The sequence below is a fragment of the Duganella sp. Root198D2 genome (genome assembly GCF_001428585.1).
Lineage (GTDB): Bacteria > Pseudomonadota > Gammaproteobacteria > Burkholderiales > Burkholderiaceae_D > Rugamonas.
The window spans coordinates 19,646-42,369 of sequence record NZ_LMIC01000004.1 but is presented as its reverse complement, the minus strand read 5'-3'; the positions used below and the strand labels follow the sequence as shown (position 1 = coordinate 42,369).

General features: G+C 62.6%; 23 protein-coding genes. 11 read left to right on the top strand and 12 right to left on the bottom strand.

The annotated features are described in order from the left end of the window. Positions 1 to 6: 6 nt before the first annotated feature. Together ASE26_RS06360 and ASE26_RS06355 are read right to left on the bottom strand one after the other, a co-directional pair. Complete coding sequence (locus ASE26_RS06360) at positions 7 to 2,877, bottom strand: EAL domain-containing protein (protein ID WP_055934601.1); 2,871 nt, start codon at positions 2,875 to 2,877, stop codon at positions 7 to 9. Positions 2,878 to 2,938: 61 nt separating this feature from the next. Continuing rightward, entirely contained in the window at positions 2,939 to 3,712 is a 774-nt protein-coding gene (locus ASE26_RS06355; RefSeq protein ID WP_055934599.1) for a methyltransferase domain-containing protein, read from the bottom strand. Positions 3,713 to 3,865: 153 nt separating this feature from the next. On the opposite strand from ASE26_RS06355, the gene ASE26_RS06350 reads away from it, so the two are divergent. The 9 genes from ASE26_RS06350 to ASE26_RS06315 all read left to right on the top strand — a co-directional run bounded on the left by ASE26_RS06350 (position 3,866) and on the right by ASE26_RS06315 (position 10,188). After that, complete coding sequence (locus ASE26_RS06350) at positions 3,866 to 4,141, top strand: hypothetical protein (RefSeq protein ID WP_055934597.1); 276 nt, start codon at positions 3,866 to 3,868, stop codon at positions 4,139 to 4,141. A 21-nt stretch (positions 4,142 to 4,162) separates the two neighbouring features. After that, positions 4,163 to 5,341 carry a GGDEF domain-containing protein gene (locus tag ASE26_RS06345; RefSeq protein WP_055934595.1) on the top strand — a complete coding sequence of 393 codons (1,179 nt, stop codon included), beginning with the start codon at positions 4,163 to 4,165 and terminating at the stop codon, positions 5,339 to 5,341. A gap of 65 nt (positions 5,342 to 5,406) precedes the next feature. Beyond that, complete coding sequence (locus tag ASE26_RS06340; protein ID WP_057245882.1) at positions 5,407 to 6,861, top strand: Ppx/GppA phosphatase family protein; 1,455 nt, start codon at positions 5,407 to 5,409, stop codon at positions 6,859 to 6,861. Between the two features lie 42 nt (positions 6,862 to 6,903). After that, the gene (locus tag ASE26_RS31155) at positions 6,904 to 7,413 is read left to right on the top strand and encodes a hypothetical protein (RefSeq protein WP_057245786.1); all 510 of its coding nucleotides are present in this window, start codon (positions 6,904 to 6,906) and stop codon (positions 7,411 to 7,413) included. Positions 7,414 to 7,477: 64 nt separating this feature from the next. Further along, positions 7,478 to 7,903: a transposase gene (locus ASE26_RS31985; RefSeq protein ID WP_307144975.1), complete on the top strand. Its 426-nt coding sequence runs from the start codon at positions 7,478 to 7,480 to the stop codon at positions 7,901 to 7,903. A 77-nt stretch (positions 7,904 to 7,980) separates the two neighbouring features. Continuing rightward, positions 7,981 to 8,190, top strand: coding sequence for a transposase (locus ASE26_RS31980; RefSeq protein WP_200953834.1), 210 nt, complete (start codon positions 7,981 to 7,983; stop codon positions 8,188 to 8,190). Between the two features lie 141 nt (positions 8,191 to 8,331). Further along, entirely contained in the window at positions 8,332 to 9,087 is a 756-nt protein-coding gene (locus ASE26_RS06325) for a GNAT family N-acetyltransferase (RefSeq protein WP_055934588.1), read from the top strand. 70 nt (positions 9,088 to 9,157) lie between these two features. Continuing rightward, entirely contained in the window at positions 9,158 to 9,628 is a 471-nt protein-coding gene (locus tag ASE26_RS06320) for a nuclear transport factor 2 family protein (RefSeq protein WP_055934586.1), read from the top strand. A gap of 2 nt (positions 9,629 to 9,630) precedes the next feature. Further along, positions 9,631 to 10,188: a TetR/AcrR family transcriptional regulator gene (locus ASE26_RS06315; RefSeq protein ID WP_055934584.1), complete on the top strand. Its 558-nt coding sequence runs from the start codon at positions 9,631 to 9,633 to the stop codon at positions 10,186 to 10,188. A gap of 63 nt (positions 10,189 to 10,251) precedes the next feature. Here the strand turns inward: ASE26_RS06315 and ASE26_RS06310 are convergent, their stop codons facing one another. From ASE26_RS06310 to ASE26_RS06285, 6 genes are all read right to left on the bottom strand, one after another. Continuing rightward, entirely contained in the window at positions 10,252 to 10,539 is a 288-nt protein-coding gene (locus tag ASE26_RS06310) for a hypothetical protein (protein ID WP_055934583.1), read from the bottom strand. A gap of 137 nt (positions 10,540 to 10,676) precedes the next feature. Further along, the gene (locus ASE26_RS06305) at positions 10,677 to 11,357 is read right to left on the bottom strand and encodes an ABC transporter ATP-binding protein (RefSeq protein ID WP_055934581.1); all 681 of its coding nucleotides are present in this window, start codon (positions 11,355 to 11,357) and stop codon (positions 10,677 to 10,679) included. A gap of 3 nt (positions 11,358 to 11,360) precedes the next feature. After that, positions 11,361 to 12,149: a phosphonate ABC transporter, permease protein PhnE gene (gene phnE / locus ASE26_RS06300; RefSeq protein WP_055934579.1), complete on the bottom strand. Its 789-nt coding sequence runs from the start codon at positions 12,147 to 12,149 to the stop codon at positions 11,361 to 11,363. Then, positions 12,146 to 12,991, bottom strand: a complete 846-nt coding sequence (locus ASE26_RS06295) for an ABC transporter permease (protein WP_055934575.1) — start codon at positions 12,989 to 12,991, stop codon at positions 12,146 to 12,148. The genes phnE and ASE26_RS06295 overlap by 4 nt, the downstream gene beginning before the upstream one ends. A 3-nt stretch (positions 12,992 to 12,994) precedes the next feature. After that, the gene (locus tag ASE26_RS06290) at positions 12,995 to 13,816 is read right to left on the bottom strand and encodes a phosphonate ABC transporter ATP-binding protein (RefSeq protein ID WP_055934573.1); all 822 of its coding nucleotides are present in this window, start codon (positions 13,814 to 13,816) and stop codon (positions 12,995 to 12,997) included. A gap of 3 nt (positions 13,817 to 13,819) precedes the next feature. Next, positions 13,820 to 14,680, bottom strand: a complete 861-nt coding sequence (locus ASE26_RS06285; RefSeq protein WP_373922095.1) for a putative selenate ABC transporter substrate-binding protein — start codon at positions 14,678 to 14,680, stop codon at positions 13,820 to 13,822. A 112-nt stretch (positions 14,681 to 14,792) separates the two neighbouring features. Here ASE26_RS06285 and egtD point away from each other — a divergent pair, with 112 nt between their 5' ends. Then, a complete protein-coding gene (gene egtD, locus ASE26_RS06280; protein ID WP_082591302.1) occupies positions 14,793 to 15,797 on the top strand; it encodes an L-histidine N(alpha)-methyltransferase in 1,005 nt (334 codons plus the stop codon). Next, the gene (gene egtB, locus ASE26_RS06275) at positions 15,790 to 16,977 is read left to right on the top strand and encodes an ergothioneine biosynthesis protein EgtB (RefSeq protein WP_057245785.1); all 1,188 of its coding nucleotides are present in this window, start codon (positions 15,790 to 15,792) and stop codon (positions 16,975 to 16,977) included. The genes egtD and egtB overlap by 8 nt, the downstream gene beginning before the upstream one ends. Positions 16,978 to 17,061: 84 nt before the next feature. On the opposite strand, the gene ASE26_RS06270 is transcribed toward egtB, so the two are convergent. The 4 genes from ASE26_RS06270 to leuA form a co-directional block, all read right to left on the bottom strand. Continuing rightward, entirely contained in the window at positions 17,062 to 17,673 is a 612-nt protein-coding gene (locus ASE26_RS06270) for a hypothetical protein (protein ID WP_055934570.1), read from the bottom strand. 19 nt (positions 17,674 to 17,692) lie between these two features. Then, entirely contained in the window at positions 17,693 to 18,760 is a 1,068-nt protein-coding gene (locus ASE26_RS06265) for a cache domain-containing protein (protein ID WP_055934563.1), read from the bottom strand. A 261-nt stretch (positions 18,761 to 19,021) separates the two neighbouring features. Then, positions 19,022 to 20,647 (bottom strand): methyl-accepting chemotaxis protein, encoded by a 1,626-nt coding sequence (locus ASE26_RS06260; protein WP_055934561.1) that lies wholly within the window; start codon positions 20,645 to 20,647, stop codon positions 19,022 to 19,024. A gap of 106 nt (positions 20,648 to 20,753) precedes the next feature. Beyond that, complete coding sequence (leuA, locus tag ASE26_RS06255; RefSeq protein WP_055934559.1) at positions 20,754 to 22,451, bottom strand: 2-isopropylmalate synthase; 1,698 nt, start codon at positions 22,449 to 22,451, stop codon at positions 20,754 to 20,756. Between the last annotated feature and the right edge of the window lie 273 nt (positions 22,452 to 22,724).

The window sequence follows — 22,724 nt, the reverse complement described above, 5'->3', positions numbered from 1 at the left end:
ATCTCCTCAGGCTCGCAGTCGGCGGGGCGCCGCGCTGGCTAGTTGCTTGCCTTCCTGCAACATCTGGCGCATCTCGGATGCGCCGACAGGCCGGCTGAAATAAAAACCCTGGATTTCGTCGCAGCCATGGCGGCGCAGGAACTCAAGCTGCTCTTCAGATTCTACCCCTTCCGCAATCACGCGCAACTCAAGGTTGTGTGCAAGTGCGATAACCGACACCACAATGGCCGCATCGTCGGCATCGGTGGCGATGTCATGGACGAAGGAGCGGTCGATCTTCAGCACGTCGATCGGGAAATTGCGCAGGTAGGACAGGCTGGAGTAACCGGTGCCGAAATCGTCGATCGACAGCGCCACGCCCAGCGTTTTCAGTTCGTGCAGCAGGTTCACGCCTTGCGCCACGTCGTGCATGAACAGGCTTTCGGTCAGTTCCAGTTCCAGCGCGGACGGCGGCAGGCCGCTTTCCTCCAGCGCGGCGGCAATGGTGGAAACCAGTTCGGGCTGCGCAAACTGGCGTGCCGACAGGTTGACAGCCATGCGCAAGTCTTTGAAACCGGCATCGCGCAGTACGCGCGCCTGCTGGCAGGCGGTGCGCAGCACCCAGGCGCCGATCGGCACGATCAGGCCCGTTTCTTCGGCCAGGCTGATAAAGCGCGCCGGCGGCACCATGCCAAGTTCCGGATGCTGCCAGCGCAGCAAGGCTTCCATGCCGACGATGGCGCCGGAAGACAGGTCGACCTGCGGCTGGTAATGCAGCACGAATTCATCGCGTTCCAGCGCATTGCGCAGCGCGCTTTCGATGCGCAGGCGTTCCTGCGCTTTGTCGTTCATTTCCGGCTGGTAGAACTGGAAGGTGTTGCGGCCCAGTTTCTTGGCCGAGTACATCGCGATGTCGGCGTGTTCGATCAGGTGCTGCGCCGGCGTGCCGTCGGCATCGTAGACCGCGACGCCGATGGAGCAGGTGACGAAGAATTCCTTGCCCTCCAATAGCACCGGCTGCGCCAGCGCCTTCATCACGCGTTCGATGATGGCGGGCGACAATTGCTCGTCCGGGTACTGGCTCAGGATCGCCACGAATTCGTCGCCCGACAGGCGCGCCACCGTATCGCTTTCGCGCACGCTTGATTGCAGGCGCGTTGCCACCGTTTGCAGGAGCTGGTCGCCGGCCTTGTGGCCCAGGCTGTCGTTGACGAACTTGAAGCGGTCCAGGTCGATCAGCATCACCCACATCGGCAGGCCGCTGCGGTTGGCGTAGGCGATGGCTTGCTGCAGGCGGTCCTGCAGCAGCACCCGGTTGGGCAGGCCGGTCAGCACGTCGTGGTGGGCGATATGCTGGATGCGCTGTTCCGCTTCCTTGCGCTCCGTGATCTCGCTGCCGGTGCCGCGGTAGCCCTTGAATTCGCCCTGCGCGTCGTACACCGGTTCGCCGCTGGTGTTGAACCAGCGCGTGACACCGTCGTGGCCGACGATGGCATATTCGAAATTGGAGAAGGGCAGGCGGGCCTGCACCTTGTTGATATGGTCGCGCCCCGCGCTGCTGGTGTACAGCTCCGGGGTGCACTCCCAGCGCGTGCGGCCCAGGAAGTTTTCCTTGGCCACATGGCCTTTTTCAAAGAAGCCGCCGGTGATGTGGGTGAAGCGGAAATGCGTATCCTGTTCCCAGTACCAGTCGGAAGACAGGGCCAGCAAGCGGCGGAAGCGGTGCTCGGATTCCTGCAGCGCGCGCTCGGTGCGCTTGCGTGCAGCCACGTCTTCGGCCAGGCGCTGGTTGGAACGCTGCAGGTCGGCAGTGCGGGCTTCAACCAGCAGCTGCACGCCGCGCGAGCGCTGCACCAGGGTATGCACGAAGGCTGCCGCCAGGGCGCTGAACAGCAGGCCGCCCAGCAAGGTGCCGAGCGAACCAAGGTGATCGGCCAGGAAAGGGCGCGGCAAGTCGTCGCTGCGGATATGCCAGGTGCGGCCCAGCACGTCGAAGCTGCGCATCTCGCTGCTGTGATAGTCGAAATCGAGCCAGCGGTGCAGCCAGTGTTCCTTGCGGACGGCCGGCACCGGGCCGCGGCGGTAAGCCAGGGTGCTGGTTTCCGACGGGTCGCCGGCATACACGCTCAGGCCCAGGCTGGCGTCGTCCAGCAAGCCGTTCTGCTGCAGGATGGTGTGCACCAGGTGGGGTGTGCGGATCACGGCTGCGGTATCGCCAGCCCATGCCGCTTGGCGCTCGGCGCGTGTGCCGGTCGGCATGCCGGGCCGGTACACCGGCATGATCATGATGAAGCTGTTGTGCTGCGCCGGGTCCTGCGCCAGCTGCAGCTGCTCGGTGGCGGAAGGCCGGCCGCTGTGCAGGATGCGGTCGATGGCGCCGCGCACCTGCACGTTGCTGCCGGTGTTCAGGCCAAGCGCCGGCTCGTTGCCCGCCATCGGTTCCAGGTATTCGACGATGTTGTAATACGGCCGCACCGGGGCCGGCACTGCTTTGCCTTCGGGCGACAACTCGGTGAGCTGGAAACCGGGGAAGAGCTCCTGCATCGATGCTTCAAACGCGGGACGCTCGGCATGCGCCAGCACGCGGTGATAGTTGAAAGCCTGGATGAAGGGGTAGCGCTTGAGCAGCGGTTCTGAAAAGGTATGGAACTGTTCGCGGCTGACCGGTTGCACGGTACGGAACAGTTCATTGATCACATTCAGTACTTCTTCGGCATCGGCCAGCCCGCGTTCAATGGCCGTCACGCGGGCGTTGGCGCGCTGCTGGAAAGCGAGTTCCATCTTGCCGAATTCGAGGGCGCTGACGGAGACGAACAGGATGGCGCTGGCCGCCAGGCCTGCGCCCAGCGTGAGTGCGGCTGCAGCGTAGTGCGATAGTCCCTTGCGCCGAACTGCCATGGTGTCCCTTGCTCAAAAAATGTAGTTTGTCATAATTCTCATGGCTTTGGGGCAATACTCATTAATCTCCCGTCAAAACTCTCTTGCGCAGGCGGGAAACGGTGTAAATTGCCAACAGTCGATTGGCCAGGCCGAAACCCAGCCCCGGCGTCGGACTGCCCCAGGCGGCCACGCGGCGCTGCATGGCGCTGGCCGGCGCACCCGGGGCGCGGCCGGGTCGAACCGCAAACAGGATGTGGTTGTTGCCGGCGATGCCGGTGAACTGGCAGATACGGTCGTGGAAGGCATTCGACAGCCGTACCAGCACGCTGCGGTATTTCGGGTCGTAGCTGAAGACATTGGCAGCCAGCACGCCGTCCGGCCGCAGGGCGCGCCGGCAGTCGGCGTAGAAGTGGTCGGTGGCCAGGACGTTCGGCAAACCGTCGGCGTCGAAGCCGTCCACCAGCAGCACGTCGGCACTGTCCTTCAACTCCTTCATGTATTTGGCGGCATCGCATTGGATGACGCGGAAGCGCTCATTGTCCTGCGGGATGGCGAAGCGTTCGCGCAGGGCGATGACATCGGCCCGCAATTCGAGTACTGTGATGCGGGTGCGGGGCAGGTAGCGATAGCAGAATTTGGCCAGCGAGCCGCCGCCCAGGCCTACCATGACGATATGCTTGGGGTTCGGTTTGAACAGGACAAAACACATCATGGCGCGGGCATAGGCCAGCACCAGCGCGTCCGGATCGGCCGGATCCATCTGGCTCTGCACTTCGCCGGGTGTGAATTCCAGCGACAGGCGGCCGCGCCGGCGGCGAACCAGGGGGCGGCGGTGGTCGGGAATGGAAGTCATTTGTCAACTTGTTATGAGCCGTGATGATCTGATAAGCTGCCGGGCTCCGGTTTCCACCCCAGTGTACCGGATGAGCCGCGCGGCAGGGCGCTCGCGTTTACATCGGCAACTTTTATAGGTACATTGCCAACATAGGCAGCTTGGAGACGATAAATGTTCTTAGACCATCCAACCATTACGGCGACCAACAGTTTCACCGAGCCTGATCGCATCGAGCGCCTGACCCGCGTGTATGGTTACGTGGCCGCACTGGCCGACCACGCAGGCAAGCAGCAGTTCATCGAAAAGGTCAGCCAGCTGCATGACCACAAGGGCACGCTGATCGTGTTCTGGCACGACATGCCAACTGAAGATGAAAAAGAGTTCTTCGCCAAAGCCTGGGCCAGCAAGATCGGCGACGGCAGTAGCAACGTCGAACACGAAGTCTGACCGCGGCCCGTCCGCCAAGCAATGGATATCAAAACCCTGGTTCTCGCCCTCGCGCTGGGCAACCTAAGCCTGTGCGCGGCGCTGTTTTTCTTCGAGTGCGAGAGCAAGAAGTCGCTGACCCTGTCCACTTGGGCCATTGCGAAGCAGTGCCAGGCGGTGGGCTGGGCCCTGTTGTATTTCCGCGGCGTGGTGCCGGAGTTGCTGGCCGGCCCGGTGGCCAATGCCGTGCTGCTGGCCGGCTTCGCGCTCGATGCCGGCGCACTGTGGGAAGGTATCGGCCGTCCACGCTGGCGCAACTACCTGTACCCGGCGCTGTCGCTGGCGGTCGGTGTGCTGCTGGCCTTCCACATCCTGGATACCGCGCCGGCGCTGCGCCTTGCGTTCGGCTCCCTGTGTGTCGGCTTCTTCTTCCTCGCCGGTGTGCTGGCGCTGGCGCGCGCCTGGCGCGGCGGCAGTATGCTGCGGCGCTACCTGGTGGTCGCCATGTTCGTGCTGGCGCTGGTGATCACCGGGCGCGGCCTGCTGACAGCGGCCTTCCCCGACGGCCTGCCATGGATCAGCGCCAATGCGATGCAGCTTTTCGGTTTCGGCGGCTTCTACCTGATGATGCTGGTGAACGCTTTTGGCTACCTGCTGCTGTCGCGCGAGAAACTGCAGATGGACCTGGCGCGCCTGGAAACCACCGATCCGCTGACGGACGTGCCGAACCGGCGCGGCTTCTACCAGGCTTTGGGTACCTGGATGGCGCTGGCGCGCCGCCCGGGCCTGCCCACCGCCATGATCATCCTGGCGCTCGACCAGTTCAAGCGCGTCAACGACAGCTACGGCCACGCCGCCGGCGACGCGGCCCTGAAGTCCATGGTGGAAACCTGCAAAAAGCAATTGCGCGATTCCGACCTGATGGGCCGCCTGGGCGGCGCCGAATTCGCCATCCAGCTCCCGCGCACGGGGCAGGAGGACGCGATGATGGTGGCGGAGCGCATCCGCCGCGCCATCGAGGCGACGCCAGTCAAGACCGAGCGTGCGATTATCAAGCTGACGGCCAGCATGGGCGTCACCACCATCCGTGCCGACGACAGCACGGTCAGCCTGTTCAAACGCGCCGACGAAGCCCTGCAAGCGGCGAAAGTGCGCGGCGAAAACCAGGTGGCGCAGCCGCCGCAGCCGCAGCAGCCGCAGTCCCTGGAGGCCTTGTCATGACTGCGTAACACTGAGGGCGTACTGTGCTACCATTTTCGTTATAAACGATATAAATGGATTCCTCGATGTACGCCGCAGTGGACCTGGGTTCCAACAGTTTTCGACTCTCCATCGGCCAGCACGATGGAGGCAGGATCCGCGTGCTCAACAGCATGCGCGAACCAATCCGCCTTGCTGCCGGCCTGGATGCCGCCGGCAACCTTACCGATGAAGCGCTGCAACGGGCGCTGGTCTGCCTGAAGAATTTCCGCGTGGCGCTGGCCGCCTACGACTTCGACGGCGTGCGCGTGGTCGCCACCGCCATCCTGCGCCAGGCGCGCAATGCGGCGGACTTCCTGCCGCAGCTGGAGCAGGCTATCGGCTACCCGATCGAGATCATCTCCGGCGAGGAAGAGGGGCGGCTGATCTACATGGGCGTGGCCAACGCGCTGGGGCAGCCGAATGAGAGCCGGCTGGTGGTCGACATCGGCGGCGGCTCGACGGAGCTGATCCTCGGGCGCGGGCTGGATATCGAGCGCGTCGAGTCGTTCAGCGTGGGCAGCGTCAAGCAAAGCCTTTCCTTCTTCGTAGGCGGCAGGGTCGATGCCCGTTCTTTTGAGGCAGCCGTGCTGTCGGCGCGCTCGCATTTCGAGGATGGGGCGCCGCCTTACCATCCGCAGTACTGGAGGCGGGCTTACGGCTCCTCGGGCACTATCCGCGCCATCGGCGACATCATCGAAAAGAACAAGCTGGGCGACGGCATTACGCTGGCGGCCCTGAATGCGGTGCGCAAGCGCTTTATCGAGTTCGGCCAGGTATCGAAGATCGACATGCCGGGCCTGCGGCCGGACCGTGCCAGCACCGTCATCGGGGGGCTGGCGATCCTGATCGCGGTGGTGCAGGAATTGGGCATCGAAAAGCTGGAGCCGATCGATGCCGGCCTGCGCATGGGCGTGATGTGGGACTTGTACTTGCGTTCCACCCGCCGCGACCGGCGCGACGAGTCGGTCGGCGCATTCCTGGCGCGCTTCCACACCGAATCCGAGCGCGGCGTTCGCGTGTCGGAGGCGGCCACCAGGCTGTTCCAGCAGATGAAGCCTGCCAACGATGCCTTGTTGCGCCACCTGTCCTGGGGTGCCCAGTTGCACGAAGTAGGGCTGGTGGTGTCGCAGACCGGCTACCACAAGCACTCCGCCTACATGATCGAAAATGCCGACCTGCCGGGCTTTACCACCCGTGAGCAAAAGCTGATGGGCCGCCTGGTCCTGGCCCAGAAAGGCAACCTGCGCAAGGTCAGCGAGCATTTGACCGACAGCGATTTCGCCAAGGCGGTGGTGGCCTTGCGGCTGGCCATCATGTTCATGCATTGCCGCATAGAGGTTGACGACCGCTCCGTGCGGTTGCGCATGAAGAATCGCATCGACCTGGAACTGAAGCGCGATTGCGTCACCAGCCATCCGACCCTGTCCTACCTGATCGAGAAGGAGCAGGAGTTCTGGGACGAAATCGGCGTGGATTTTGGCGTTCGTACTGTTGCGTAATAATCGTATATACTGTTTATATTATTCAATAATGGAGTATCCATGAACGCAACGAAAGCCAAAGCTCCAGCCGCCAAGCCGGCAACCAAAGCTGCCGCCAAACCCGCCGCCAAACCCCCCGCCAAACCGGCAGCAAAACCGGCCGCCAAGCCCGCCGCGAAGCGCGCGCCAGCCGCGGCCAAGACTGCAGCAGTTGCTACCAAGCCAGCAGCCAAGCCTGCAGCCGCCAAGCCTGCCGCCAAACGCGTAGCCGCCGCCAAGCCTGCTGCAGCAACGGCGCCAGTCGCCAAGCCAGCCAAGGCGGCCAAGGTGGAAAAACCGGCCAAGCAGCACAAGGAAAAACTCGTGCGCGACAGCTTCACCATGCCGGAGTCCGAGTACGCGGTGCTGGGCCAGGTCAAGAAGACCTGCTTGAAAAACGGCATTGAAGTCAAAAAATCCGAGTTGTTGCGCATTGGCGTCGCCCTGATCAGCCGCCTGGATATGGCTACGCTCAAGCAAGTTCTGGCTTCACTGCCGCAACTGAAGACCGGCCGTCCGAAGAAGGCTTGATCCGGCGCGCGGCAAACCCGGTCGTTAAGGGCAGAATAGGATCTTCCTCCCCAAACTAGGCTGGTTGCGGTACCGGAAAAGCCGAACGGTACCGGGTGCGGTACGTAATGTGACGGTCACTCGCGTTGCTGGCAAATGGTTTGTTTCCGTCCTGACGCAGCGCGAGGTCGACATCGTGCCTATTGCGACAACGTCGGCAGTGGGGACCGACGTTGGCATAGTCCGCTTTGCGACGCTGAGCGATGGCACTCCCATCGAACCCGCGAACTGTTTCAAACGCCATCGGCAGCGCCTGGCGAGGTATCAAAATCAAATCAGCCGCAAAGTAAAGTTCAGCAAGAACTGGCGCAAGGGCAAGGCCCGTGTGCAGCGGCTGCACCCGCGTATCGCCAATATGCGCCGCGACTTCCTGCATAAGGCCAGCAAGGTAATCAGCACGGAACACGCCATTGTGTGCGTTGAGAATCCAAAAACGTGGCTTGAACCGTAGCATCATGGACCAGGGCTGGGGCGAATTCAGGCGCCAACTGTCCTATAAACTGGCAGACTTGCCCATGTTGCGGCTTCGTGTCGTCAGCGAATCGCCGCACGCAGGCCGCTTTCGAGTGCACTGCATGCAGCTACCGAAACCACGCTGACGTGGTTAGTGCCATGAACGTACTTGAGCGGGGACTCCGCTTGCTAGCCTGTGGAGAGCCGGTGCAGTTGGGCCACTTTGTGAAGCAGGAAGCCTCCGACGCGACTTCAACCAGCCTGTCGCTGGTTGCGGCGCAGTAGGAATCCCCGTCCTTTCCGCGTATGCGGCGGCCAGCGGCCGAGGGCGGGGTGGAGGCCAAGTCATATTGCTGACACATGGTTGTCATGTTCGTGCAGCAATAGAGCAGCAAACTGGCTTCGTCACTACAGAAAGGACGAAGCATGCAAACTACGACGATTGCTACCGCCGAACAGCGGGTTTCCACCCCGCGACTGGCATTGAGCATGGCAGCCACCCCGGAAGAAGTGCGCGAAGTCCAACGCCTGCGCTATAAAGTCTTCATCGAAAACCAGGGGCTGACCGCCCTGGCGACACCGGATGGCCTGGATTGCGACGAATTCGACGCCGCCTGCGACCACCTGATCGTGCGCGACACCGCCACCCTGAAAGTGGTCGGCACCTACCGCCTGCTGAACCCCGCCGGCGCCCGTAAACTGGGCCGCCACTACTCTGAGAACGAATTCGATCTCGGTCGCCTGAAGCACCTGCGCAGCCGTATCGTGGAAGCGGGCCGCGCCTGCATCCATCCGGATTACCGCGGCGGCAGCGTGATCATGCTGCTGTGGACCGGCCTGGCCGAATACATGCGCCGCCACCAATGCGAATACCTGATCGGCTGCGCCAGCATCAGCCTGGCCGACGGCGGCCACAACGCGGTTGCCGTGTACCAGCAATTGCACGAAAAGCATTTGGCGCCAATGGAATATCGCGTCACGCCACACCTGCCGTTCCCGGTGGAGAAGGTCGAGTCCGCGCGCGTAGCCCAGGTGCCGCCTTTACTGAAAGGCTACCTGCGCTCCGGCGCCTGGATTTGCGGCGCGCCGGCCTGGGATCCTGATTTCGAAAGCGCCGACCTGTTCGTGATGATGCCGCTGGCGAACCTGGACGGCCGCTACGCCCGCCACTACAACGTTTGAAAAACGTGCTATCCTTGTTGTACCGATCGGTAAATAGTGATCCGATCGGTACATTTGAAAGGATAAAACCATGTCAGTCCGAGCACCTGTACCACCCTTCACCCGCGCCAGCGCCATCGGAAAAGTCCGGCTGGCCGAAAACGGCTGGAATACCCGTGATCCGGAAAAGGTCTCCCTCGCTTATACGGAAGATAGCTGGTGGCGCAATCGCAGCGAATTCGCACAGGGCCGCGCCGCCATCGTTGCCCTGCTCAAGCGCAAGTGGACGCGCGAGCTGGATTACCGCCTGATCAAGGAATTGTGGGCCCACGACGGTAGCCGCATCGGTGTGCGCTTCGCCTATGAATACCATGACGATTCGGGCCAGTGGTACCGCGCCTACGGCAATGAAAACTGGGAGTTCGACGAAAACGGCTTGATGCAGCACCGCCATGCCAGCATCAACGAGCACCCGATCAAACCTGAGGAACGCAAGTTCTTCTGGGACCGCAGCGGGCCGCGTCCTGCCGACCATCCAGGCCTGAGCGAACTGGGGCTCTGAGCATGGCACGCGTTGTCGCGGAACGGGAAGACGTGATCCCCCTGGTGGCCGAGGTGTTCCGCACCTATGGTTTTGAAGGCGCCAGCCTGTCCCGCATCACGGAAGGGACGAAGCTGGGCAAGGGCAGCATCTACCACTTCTTCCCGGGCGGGAAGGACGAGATGGCCGCTGCCGTGCTGCAGGAAATCGACCAGTGGTTTCGCCTGCATGTCTTCGAGCCGCTGCGTGAGAACGCGGATGCAGGGCAGGGCATCGCCGCCATGTTTGCGGAGGTGGAGCGCTATTTCCTGTCCGGGCAACGCGTGTGCCTGGTGGGTGTGTTCGCGCTTGGCAATGAGCGCGACCGCTTTGCCGAAGCCGTGCGCGATTATTTTGAAGAGTGGATCAACGCGCTGGCGGCGGCATTGGCGCGCGCCGGGCACAAAGGCAGGGAAGCGACTGCGCTGGCGGAGGAAGTCGTAGGTGGAATACAGGGAGCGCTGGTGCTGTCACGCGCGTTCAACAGGCCGGCGACGTTCAGGGCGGCGTTGAAGCGGTTGCGGGAACGGCTGGACCGCTAGGGCGGAAGCGGCGCCGGTGAATGCGATGCCGGCGCCTGGCATCAATCTCAGCGTGAACTGAGCTCAGTGTACTGAGGCATTCGACAGTTCTTTGAGCTCCCGGATAGAAAGCTCAGATTTCTCATGCATACGCAACAGGATGGTGGCCCCGACTGCGAGCTTGCGGTGACGGATCTTGCTGATGATAGGTGGTTGCACTTCCAGCACCCTGCAGAGCTCCGCGTCATTCTTCAGGTGCATCTTCTCGATTAGCGTGTCGAGCAGTTTATTAGGTACGAAGCTGGATGGTTCCAGGGCGCGAGCCCTGTTCATTGCCTCGATTAGTTCGAGTTTCTTCTGCCTTACGCTCATTTTTTGCTCCTCCTGACGTTGTTAACTACGTGGATAGAAAAAGCAGGCTTGCATGTTGTATTGATAACGAAGCAAGTTAATTAAATAATACTCCGCTTACCAAAAAAGCCAAGAATTTGTGAGAAAAATAATGAGTTTTATTGCGTGGCAGGGTTGACGACTGTTGTAACTTTGAGTCCATTTTTAGTGAGGCGCAGAACTTTATCGGCCCGCGCAGCGGCGGCCGGCGAATGCGTCACCATGATGGTCGTTGCACCGCTGGATTTGAGTTCCTGGTGCAACAGTTGCAGTACGGAATTTGCAGTGTCGGGGTCGAGGTTGCCGGTCGGTTCGTCCGCCAGCACAAGGGCCGGGCGATGCACCAAGGCACGGGCTATTGCAACCCGTTGCATTTCACCGCCGGAAAGTTGATGGGGGTAGTCGTGGCCGCGGCCGCCAAGTCCGACAGCATCGAGCATGTCGAGTTCCCGGCCTTGCGGCAGGCCGTTCAGCAGCAGTGGCAGGGCGATGTTCTGCTGCAGGGTCAGGTGGGGCAGTACATGGAAAGCCTGGAAGATAAAACCCATCCGGGCGCGGCGCAGGCGCGTGGCCGCGTCGTCGTCAAGCGATGCCAGTGGCGTGCCGTCAACGATGATCGCCGGCTCATCGCTGGGGTCGGGCTGGTCGAGGCCGGCAATCAAATTCAGCAATGTGGATTTGCCGACGCCCGAATCGCCCATGATGGCGACGAACTCGCCGGGTTCGAAAGTCCAGCTCAACCGGTCCAGTACGCGTCGTTCGTTCGAATAACTCTTGGTGAGGTTTCTTAGCTGGAGCATGGTTTATCGGGTCAGTGAACGGCGCAACGCGAAGCTCAAGGCATCGACCACGGCCACCAGCAGGAGCATGGCCAGGATCACCGTGGCGGCGCGCTCCATCTGGAACAGGGAGAGGTGGAATTTGAGCATTTGTCCCAGGCCGCCGGCGCCCACCACGCCCAGCACGGCGGCGGCGCGGATATTGTTTTCCCACCGATAGAGCGTGTAGGACAGCATTTGCGGCAGCGTCTGCGGCAGCGTTGCATAGAAAAAGGCGGCCATCGGCGTGGCGCCGTTCAGGCGCAGGCTTTGTTCCGGCAGCGGCGGCGCGTTTTCCAGCGCGTCGGCAAACAGGCGACCCAATACGCCTGCCGTGTGGGCGGCCAGCGCCATCGTGCCGGCAAACGGTCCCAGGCCCGCGGCCACCAGCAGGATCGAGGCCCATACCAGTTCGGGGATCGAGCGCAGCACGTTGAGCATGCCGCGCACCACTGCGCGCGGCGCACGGCCGAAACGTCCGGCGCCGGGGATCGCCAGCAGCAGGCCGCCCGCCACCGCAAGCAGGGTGCCCAGCGCCGACATGGCCAGCGTTTCTATCGTGGCGATGCCGGTTTTGCGCAGGAAGCCGCCGGCCATTTCCGGCGGGGCGAATCCAGCCAGGAAGTCGCCCATGCTGTGCATGGCTTCAATTGTGAACAGGTCGCCCAGCTTGAGCGACAGCGTCGCGAAACTGGCCACCACCAGGACGATGAGCGCGGCGGCGAACAGCCAGCCCGACCAGTTGCGCGCGGGTGGCGCAGGCATATGGTTCATCCGAGCCTCCGCCGCAGGTATTTGGACACCAGGTCCGCCAGGGCCACCAGCAGCACGAACACGATCAGCATGGTCGATACTTCGCCGCCGGCCAGCATCTTGGTCGATTCATCCATGCGCTGCCCCAGGCCGCCGGCGCCGACAAAGCCCATGATCACGGAGCCGCGGATCGCGCATTCCCAGCGATAGACCGTGTACGACACCAATTCGGATGCCGCTTCAGGAAGGGCGCCATACAGCAAGGCAGCCAGGCGCCCGCTGCCGTTTTGCAGCAGCACGTCGCTGGCATGATGATCGGTGGACTCCAGGATCTCGGCATACACTTTGCCCAGCATGCCGGCGTAGGTCAGGGCGATGGCCAGCACGCCGGCGGTTGGCCCCAGGCTGAAGATGCGCACAAAGAGCAGCGCCCACACCAGTTCCGGTACGCTGCGCAGCAGGACCAGCAGCCAGCGCACCAGCTGGCGCAGGATACGTGGGAGGGCCGAGATGCGGCCTGCGCCGATGCGCGAAATCGACAGGCGCTCGGTGACCACCAGCGTGGCGGGAATGGCGCCAAGCAGTGCGAGCGTCAGGCCGCAGGTGGCAATGGCCACCGTCTTCCATGCTTCGCGCGCGACCATGGCGAGGAATTCCGCGTCATGCGCAGGCTGCAGGAAATCGGACAGGAAACGCCATGCGGCGCGCAGGCTTTGCATGTCGAACAGCGTCCAGGGGTAGAACTCGGTCGCCGCCACCAGCGGCCACAGCAGCAAGATGCCGACGGCGATCGTTGCCAGGCGCCGCCGCCATGCGGGATCCGGATGGAGGGGCGAGAGGGGAACGGCAGGAACGTTATGCATCGCTTACAGGCATGCCCCAACGGCCAGTTTGGCGGCCATCTCGTCCGGCTGCGGCGAATTCGCCGGCGGCAGTTCGCCGAGATAGAGTTCGTCGATCATGGCTTGCGTGACCTGGCCGCGCGGCAGGTCGAAAGCGACGCGGCCATTCTTCAACGCGACGATGCGCGGGAAATGGGCCAGCGCCAGGTCGACCTGGTGCAGGCTGCACACCAGCAACGCGTTGCGCTCGCGCGCTTCCTGCTGCAGGGTGTTCAGCGTCAGCTGCGACAGCGCCGGATCGAGCGCCGACAGCGGCTCGTCGACCAGCAATGCCTGCGCCGATGACAGCAGCAGCCGCGCCAGGCCGCAGCGCTGGCGTTCGCCGCCGGACAAGCGGTCGACGCGGGAATACAGTTTGTCGCCAAGGTTGAAGCGGGTCAGCGCACGGTAAGCCGCTTCCGGATCGGCGGGCTTGAACAGCGAGAGCAGCGCCTTGCCAAGGCTCCAGTGCGGCAGTCGCGCAGCCAGTACGGCCGTCACTACGCGCTGGCGCGGCGGCAGCGGCGGCGTTTGCGGCGCCAGGAAAAGGCGCGCCCGCATCGCGTGCCGTCCGGCGTCGGTCAGTTGCCAGGGATCGGTGCCGAAGGCCTTGAAGCCGCCGCCATCGGGACGGTGGGCGCAAGCCAGTGTGGAGAGCAGGGTCGTCTTGCCGGCGCCCGAAGGACCGATCAGCGCCACCTGCTCGCCAGGCTCGAAGTTCAGCGAAAGGTCTTGCAGCGCAAGGCCGCGCGAACCGCCGATGTGGCGGACCGACAGGCCTTGCAGTTCGTACCAGGCAGAAGACATTGATTACTTCAGCAGGCCGGCGTTCTTGGCTGCCGCTTCGATATTGGTGTAGTTGGCAGCCTTGGTCGGGATGAATTTCGACGCGCGCTGCAGGTCCAGGATGGCTTTGTCTTCAGGCTTGGCGCTGTCCAGCGCCAGGAAGGCGTCGCTGATCTTTTTCTTCAGCGCTTCCGGCATGTCGGAACGGACGGTCCAGTTGTAGTCGTAGTAGGCCGGGGTGGTGTAGAACACGCGCACCACGGCGGGATCGACCTTCTTCTGTTCGTTCAGTTTTTCCCACACCGAGATATTCAGTGCACCGGCATCGACCTTGCCGCCGGCTACGGCAGCCACGGTGGCGTCATGCGCGCCGGAGAAGGAAATGCGTTTCAGGTCGGTGTCCGGATCGATCTTGGCTGCCAGCAGGAAGGAGCGTGGCATCAGGTGGCCGGAAGTCGAGGACTCGGATCCGAAACTCAGGGTTTTGCCTTTCAGGTCGGCCAGCGAATTGATCGACTTGTTGGTGGTGACGAAAACGGAGCGGAATTTCTCATCTTCCACGCGCTGCACCAGCGGCACGACCTTGCCTTTGCTCATGTGGTTGGCTTGCACGAAAGTGAAGCCGCCGAACCAGACCATGTCCAGCTTGCCGTTCACCAGGCCCTCCACCGAAGCGGCGTAATCGGTCACGGGAGTGAACTCGACCTTCATCGCCAGTTTCTTCTCGAGGTAATCGCCGAGGGGCTTGAACTTGCGCTGCAGCTCGGTCGGTGCTTCGTCAGGAATGGCGGAAACGCGCAGCACCTGCTGGGCTTGGGCGCCGGCAGCGGCGAACAGCACACCTGCTGCGAACAGGGCCGATTGAATGGTGCGGAGGGAAAACATGGACATGAGGGACCTTATTTATGTTAATGACGAGCCGCACGCCACGTGTGGGTGCGGTACCTGGTCTTGGATATTCAGCTATGATAGCAAAAATGTCCCTGGAGCCAGAGCCATGACCTTGTCACGCACGGCTGCGATTCGCCTGGTCGCACCGGAAACGAGCAGTGTGTTGTCCACCAGAACCGCCCACGGTGACGCGGCCACTATTGCAGAGATCAGCGCCGGACTGCTTGCGCCGCAAGCGTCCACCTCGCCAAAATATTTCTACGACAGCCTGGGCTCGCACCTGTTCGAAGCGATCTGCGAACTGCCCGAGTACTATCCGACCCGCACCGAAGCGGCAATCTTCGCCCGCCATGGCGCCGACATGGCAGCCCGCATCGGGCCCGGCATGACCCTGGTCGACTTGGGCGCAGGCAATTGCGCCAAGGCCGCCAGCCTGTTTCCCTTATTGCAGCCAAGCCAGTACGTGCCAGTCGATATCGCCGGCGATTTCCTGCAGCAGGCAGCGGCGCAACTGCGCCAGCGTTTCCCCGCCATCGAAATCACGCCGCTGGTGATGGACCTGGCGCAGCCGCTGGTGTTGCCGCCTTCCGTGCCGGTCGCGCGCCGCCAGTTCTTCTATCCCGGTTCATCGATCGGCAATTTCACGCCGCACGACGCGGTGACGTTCCTGCGCCAGGTGCGTGAGAACGTCGGCGCCGATGGCGGCCTGCTGATCGGCGTGGACCTGGTCAAGGACCCGGCGGTGCTGGACGCGGCCTATGATGACGCGATCGGCGTCACAGCAGCCTTCAACCTGAACCTGCTGCGCCACCTGAACCTCCTGGCGGGCACCGACTTCGATCCCGCGCAGTGGCGCCACGTCGCCTTCTTCAATGATGCTGAAAGCCGCATCGAAATGCACCTCGAAGCACGCTGCGCACTTGCCGTGCACTGGTGCGGCGGCGAGCGCAGTTTCGCCCAGGGCGAGCGCATTCATACTGAAAACAGCTACAAGTACACGCTCGATGGATTCCGCAGCCTGCTGTGGGAGGCGGGCTTCCGCGTCGACGGCACCTGGACCGACGATGCACACTGGTTCGCAGTGATGCACGCCGCGGCAGCCTATGCGTGACGCCAGTCCCTGGACCGAGCGCTACGCGCAAGTGCGTGCTGCGACGATGGCGCTGGCCGAGCCGCTGTCCGACGAGGATTGCGGCGCGCAGTCGATGCCGGATGCCAGCCCGGTCAAATGGCACCTGGCGCATACCACCTGGTTCTTCGAGACCTTCATCCTCGAACGTTACGAACCCGGATTCCAGCCATTCCATGCCGCGTTCCGCGTGCTGTTCAACTCCTACTACAACGGCGTCGGCGACAAGCACCCGCGGCCGCAGCGCGGCCTGCTGACGCGGCCTTCAATGGCAGAAGTGCGCGCCTACCGCGCCAATGTCGATGCCCGGATTGCCGTGCTGGCGACGCGGCTGGCCGCCACCGATGCCCGCCTGGCCGAGCTGTTGACGCTTGGCCTGCAGCACGAACAACAGCACCAGGAGCTGATCCTCACCGACGTCAAGCACCTGCTGGCGCAGAACCCGATGGCGCCGGCCTGCCTGCCGGCAGCTGCTGCACCGGCTGCGCCCGCCGCCGCAGCCCAATCCTGGCAACGCTTCGATGGCGGCGTACAAGAAATCGGCCACCAGGGCGACGGCTTCTGCTTCGACAACGAGCTGCCGCGCCACAAGGCCTGCATTGCCCCGTTCGAGTTGTCCACGCGGCTGGTAACGAATGCCGAATACCTCGCCTTCATTGAAGCAGGCGGCTACCGCGACCCAGCCCTGTGGCTGGCGGAAGGCTGGGACTGGATTCGTGCGCAAGGCATTGAAGCGCCCTTGTACTGGCGGCACGACGGGGAGGGGGCAGGCTGGAGCGCCTTCACAATGCACGGCCAGCAGCCGCTTGCGATGGATGCCCCGGTAATGCATATCTCATTATTCGAGGCTGACGCCTACGCCCACTGGTGCGGCGCCCGCCTGCCGACGGAAGCGGAATGGGAGCATGCAGCCGGCGACGGCGCGCTGCAGCAAATGTTCGGCCAGCGCTGGCAATGGACCAGCAGCAGCTATGCCCCATACCCCGGCTTCCGCCCGGCACAAGGCGCAATTGGCGAGTACAACGGCAAGTTCATGGTGAACCAATACGTGCTGCGCGGCTCCAGCCTGGCCACCCCGCCAGGTCACGCCCGAGCCAGCTACCGCAACTTCTTCCCCGCCAGCGCCCGCTGGCAATTCACCGGCATCCGCCTCGCAAAATAAAAGTCGGGGTCAGGTCCGGCAATCGGACATTTCGCTTGCGAAATGTCCGATTGCCGGACCTGACCCCGACTTTTTAGATGCGAGTTACAGGCGGATGCCGAGGGCCTGTACGATCTCTGCCTTGAACTTGGCTGCCTGGTCGGCGTTGGCAATCTCGCCGGCCAGTTTCAATGTCAGCTGGCGCAGGTCGCTGATCTCGTCGAAATAATCCCCGCACACAATTGCGGCCATCGGGCCAATGTAGGTGGCCAGGGTTTCTTCGAAAATCGTGCGCTGCGCGGCCGACAGTGCCGGCTTGCTGGAAGCCGGTTTGCTTGCCGCTTCCGGTGCGGCTGCCGGGCGGCGCGCTACGCCGGCCAGCAGCGTCGACGCCGAACTGCCTTCCGGCAGTTCCGTGATGCTGCCGTACAGGTAGTCGAGAATCGCTTCGGTCGACCACGGCAGCGGCTCGTTGCTGCCAACGCTCGGGCGATCCAGGCTCATCCGTGCGTTCTGGATGGTGCGCAGGATGTCCAGGCCGTCACGGCCGCGGCGGCCGCGGCACAAGACGAACACGATGCGTCCGTTATCGAGGTGGATCTGCGCCATGCGGTTGTCATCGCTGACCAGCATGATGGTCGCGGTGTCGCCCTGGGCGCAGAAGCCGGCGATTTTGTCGAGTAACTCTACGAAAGGAGTGAACTCTGGCTGTGCCATATCAGTTCGCCTTTATCGATTATTTCTTGCGCAGGCGATCCATCGCCATCTGGATACTCACGCCCAGGCGTTCCACCGCACGGGCCAGCGAGCCGATTTCGTCGCCGCGGCTGGTCTGTGGAATGGTCACGTCCAGCTGGCCTTTGCTCAGCCTCTCAGCGATGTCGGTCAGGTGGTTGATCGGACGGGTCAGTTGCTTGCCCAGCACGAATGCGAGTGCGCCAACCAGGACGATAACGACGATGATCAGCAGGCGCGCTTCGCTGCGCATCTTCGACATGGCGGCATACGCTTCGTCGTATTGCTGCTCAACCAGCACGGTCCAGCCTTGTGGCAGGTTGCGTACGAAGCCCACCATCTTGACGTCGCCGTCCATGTAGACTTTTGGCTCGTCGGTGATGCCTTGCACTTGCAGGGCAGGGTGCTTGCTGAAGTCTTGCAGGGCGGACTTGATCTTGCTTGCGTCGCCGTGGGCGATGACTTTCTTGTCGCCGTCCAGCAGGATCGCGTGGCCGGTTTCGCCGATGCGGATGTCGGTTACGGTGCGGGACACCACACCCAGGTCCATCGCCATGGTAAACACGCCGACGATGGTGCGGTTTTCATTGCGGATCGGTACGCCGATGTTCAGCGAAGGCTTGCCGCTGGTCTTGCCGATGGCTACCAGGCGGCCTTCGTCCTTGCCGGACATGATGGCCTTGAAGTAGCCGCGGTCGCCGTAGTTGAGCATTGGGTTGCCGTCGCTACGCGCCACGTCCATGCCGTCCACGCCCAGGGTGTGGATCAGGTAGACCCATTCATAGGAGGCGGCGGTTGCCATCAGGATCGGGGTCTGGCGCGCGGTGTTCATGGAGATGATGTCGTCCAGGCGGGCGGCCTGGCGCATTGCGCGCATATTGGTGTCGTCCCAGCCGGTGACGCCGGTCGCCACGGTGTCGGTGGTGGCAATCAGGTTTTCCGAAATCTTCGTGGTCAGTTCCTGCTCAGCAGAAGAATTGCCCAGGTACCAAAGGGCAAACAGTGGCACGAGGGTGACCACGAGCAGGGTGATCAGGACTTTTTGGAAGATATTAAGTGACAGTTTCATTTTTATAAATCATTCGTAAAAATCGCACGGACACTTCCGCATTCAGATTACGGACAGTGTTGGCATTATGGCTGATTTCGAGGCAAAGCTGGTTGCTCACCCGAGGCTGTTTGCAGCGCCAAGCACGCTGCTTCGGGCATTGCCTGAGCAACAACTTGCGAAATCACGGGTCGCTGCTGGACCCTTGTTTAGCGTGATTTCCCTGTTGCTCAGTTTATAAGTACACGATTATACATCAGTCGGTTTCTGTGCGGAAATGATTTATGCATCGCGCACGTTGGCCAGGCGTGGCGTGTTGCGTTGCTGCGCTGGCAGGGCGGGGCGCTTGCGCCCTGCCGTTTCACCTGCCAGGCGGAACTGGCTGACCAGGGTTTCCAGTTCGCCAGCCTGGTCGCTCATGGCCGAGGCGGCCGCTGCGGCTTGCTCCACCAGGGCGGCATTCTGCTGCGTAGTCTGGTCCATCTGCATGATGGCCGTGTTCATTTGTTCGATGCCGTCCGTTTGCTCGCGCGTGGCAAGCGAGATTTCGGCGACGATGCCGGTCACGCGCTGCACCGCCGACACCACTTCTTCCATCGTGGCGCCGGCCTGGGCGACCAGCTTGGCGCCGGCATCGACCTGTTCCACCGAACTGGATATCAGTGCCTTGATCTCTTTGGCGGCGCTGGCCGAGCGCGCTGCGAGGTTGCGCACCTCGCTGGCCACAACGGCAAAGCCGCGGCCTTGCTCGCCGGCCCGTGCCGCCTCCACCGCCGCGTTCAAGGCCAGGATATTGGTCTGGAACGCGATACCGTCGATCACCGCAATAATATCCACCACCTTGCGCGAGGAGTCGTTGATCGAGCCCATGGTGGTCACCACTTGCGACACCACTTCGCCGCCGCGCTGGGCGATGGAGGAGGCGGAGCTGGCCAATTTGTCGGCTTCGCGCGCGTTGTCGGCATTGGCTTTGACGGTCGATGTCAGTTCTTCCATCGAAGATGCGGTTTCTTCCAGCGCGGAGGCCTGGTTCTCGGTGCGTGCCGACAGGTCCATGTTGCCGGTCGCGATTTCGCCGGAGGCCGAGGCGATCGCCACCGTGCCATTGCGTACCTGGCCGACGATCTGCGACAGCGCGTCGTTCATATCGCGCAGGGCATGCAGCAGCTGGCCGGCTTCGTCCTGCGATTGAGCCTTGATCTGGCTGCTCAGGTCGCCCGATGCGACGGTGCGTGCCACCTGCAGCGCATAGTTGATCGGGCGCGTAATGGAGCGTGTGACCCACAGCGCGCAGGCCGCACCCAGCACCAGTGCCGACACGCCGAGGGCAATCATCATGGCGCGGGCGGAGCTGATGTGCTGCTTGATTTCGGCGCCGTTGGCCGTGACGATGCCGTCCTGCAGGTCGGCGAGTTTTTCCACGCTTGCCTGCAGCTTCGCCAGGCGCGGCATGGTTTCCGACAGTGCGCGTTGCGTGGCCTGCTCGCGCTGGCCGTCCGCGAGCAGTTTGAGCACGCCGGTGAACGACTGCACGTAGGCGCTGCGGTCGCTGCTCACTTGCGCCAGCAGTTCACGGCCGGCGGGGCGGTACACCAGCTTGTCGAGCTTCGCCAGTGCATCGGTGATGATGGCCTTGTTCCTGTCCACCTGCGCGCGCAGCTGCGCGCCTTGGGCGGTGTCGGTCACCAGCAGCAGTTGCAGCACCAGTGCCGCATTGGCGCGCGTGGTGGCGGAGACCGTTGCCGCCGCATCCGCCTTGACCCAGTCCTTGTCGATAATGGTGGAACTCAGCTCGCCGATGCTGGAGAGGCGCTGGCTGCCGACGGCGATCAGCATTGCCATCAAGGCGAAGACAATCGCGAAACACAATCCCAGGCGGGTCCCGATCTTCAGGTTGGCAATGCGCATGACTGCTCCTTCCGGCGGCGTGGAAAACGATTTACCAGTATAGGTAATGGCCGCAAGGAGACAAAATTCGGGGCGGCGCAGGCGGCCGCCCCGAATGGGAAACCGCTCAGGCCTCGGCTTGTGCGATGCTAGCCGAGGTTTCGGATTTCTGTGCGATCTGGCGGTTGATCGCGCTCAGCACGGCCTTGAACGAAGCGGTGACGATATTGCTGTCGATGCCAGCGCCGAACAGGGTCGGGCCGCCATCCAGGCGCAGTTCAACGTAGCAGGCCGCTTTGGCGTTGGCGCCGTGCCCGATCGCGTGTTCGTGGTAGTCCATCAGCGTGACGTCCAGGCCGAGCGCATCGACGAATGCATCGATCGGGCCATTGCCGCCGCCTTGCAGCGACATCGAAGCCTTGTTGTGCAGCAGGCTGATGTCGATCTGCACCGGCTCGTCGCTGGAGCTGTCTTCCACCATCCTGTGCGATACGTAGGCATACGGCGTGGCCTGGTTCAGGTATTCGCTTTCGAAGATCTGGTGGATGCCTTCGGAGGTGATTTCCAGGCCGCTCTGGTCGGCCACTTTCTGCACCGCGCGGCTGAATTCAATCTGCAGGCGGCGCGGCAATTCGAGGCCGTAATCCTGTTCCAGCAGGTAGGCCATGCCGCCCTTGCCGGACTGGCTGTTGACGCGGATGACGGCGTCGTAGCTGCGGCCCAGGTCTTGCGGGTCGATTGGCAGGTAGGGGATCTCCCATGGCGCGCCTTCCTGCTGCTTGGCGAAGCCCTTCTTGATCGCGTCCTGGTGCGAGCCGGAGAAGGCGGTGAACACCAGGTCGCCCACGTATGGATGGCGCGGATGCACCGGCAGCTGGTTGCATTCCTCGACTACTTTGCGCACGGAGTCGATGTCGGAGAAGTCCAGGCCCGGATGCACGCCTTGCGTGTAGAGGTTCAGGGCCAGGGTCACCAGGTCGACGTTGCCGGTGCGCTCGCCGTTGCCGAACAGGCAGCCTTCCACGCGCTCGGCGCCGGCCATGACGGCGAATTCGGCGGCGGCGATACCGGTGCCGCGGTCGTTATGCGGATGCACGGAGATGATGATGGAATCGCGGCGTTCGAGCTTGCGCGACATCCATTCAATCTGGTCGGCGTAGACGTTTGGCGTCGAGCATTCGACGGTGGCCGGCAGGTTGACGATCATCTTCTTGTCCGGGGTCGGCTGCCAGATGGCGGAGACCGCGTCCACGATGTGCTTGGCGAAATCCAGTTCGGTGGTGGAGAAGGACTCCGGCGTGTATTCGTAAGTCCAGTCGGTTTCCGGATGCTGGGCCAGCAACTCCTTTACCAGCTTGGTGCCGCTGGTGGCAATCGCGGTGATTTCTTCGCGGGTCGCGCCGAACACCACCTTGCGGAAGACCGGTGCAGTGGAGTTATACATGTGCACGATCGCGCGCTTGGCGCCGATGCAGGATTCAACGGTGCGGCGGATCAGCTCTTCGCGCGCCTGGGTCAGCACGATGATGGTGACGTCGTCCGGAATGCGGTCTTCTTCGATCAGCTTGCGCACGAAATCGAAATCGGTCTGCGAGGCGGAAGGGAAGCCCACTTCGATTTCCTTCAGGCCCACCTTGATCAACAGCTCGAAGAACTTGATTTTCTTTTCCACGCTCATCGGCTCGATCAGCGCCTGGTTGCCGTCGCGAAGGTCGGTGCTCATCCAGGTCGGCGGCTTGGAAATGACGGTGTTTGGCCAGGTGCGGTCGGTCAAGCCGACGGTCGGGTAGGGACGATATTTGGCGGCAGGGTTCTTCAACATCATGGTGATACTCCTGTGTTTTTCAAATTTTGGGAAACCGGGACGCGGCGCAAGGGCGGCCGACGAAGGGTGCTGCTAGGGGAAATCAGGCGCGTGCCAGTAGTAGCGCCCCTAGGGATAGGGCGCCTGGCAGGTGTGCAGAAATGTGCGAATGCGAGGTCATGTCGACCAATGTAAGGCACCGGATTTGGCCTTGTCAAGAAAAAATCTCGACAGTGATTTGCGATGTTTTCGCGTTTTATGCTGATAAAATGCCGGTCACAGTGAGGATAAATC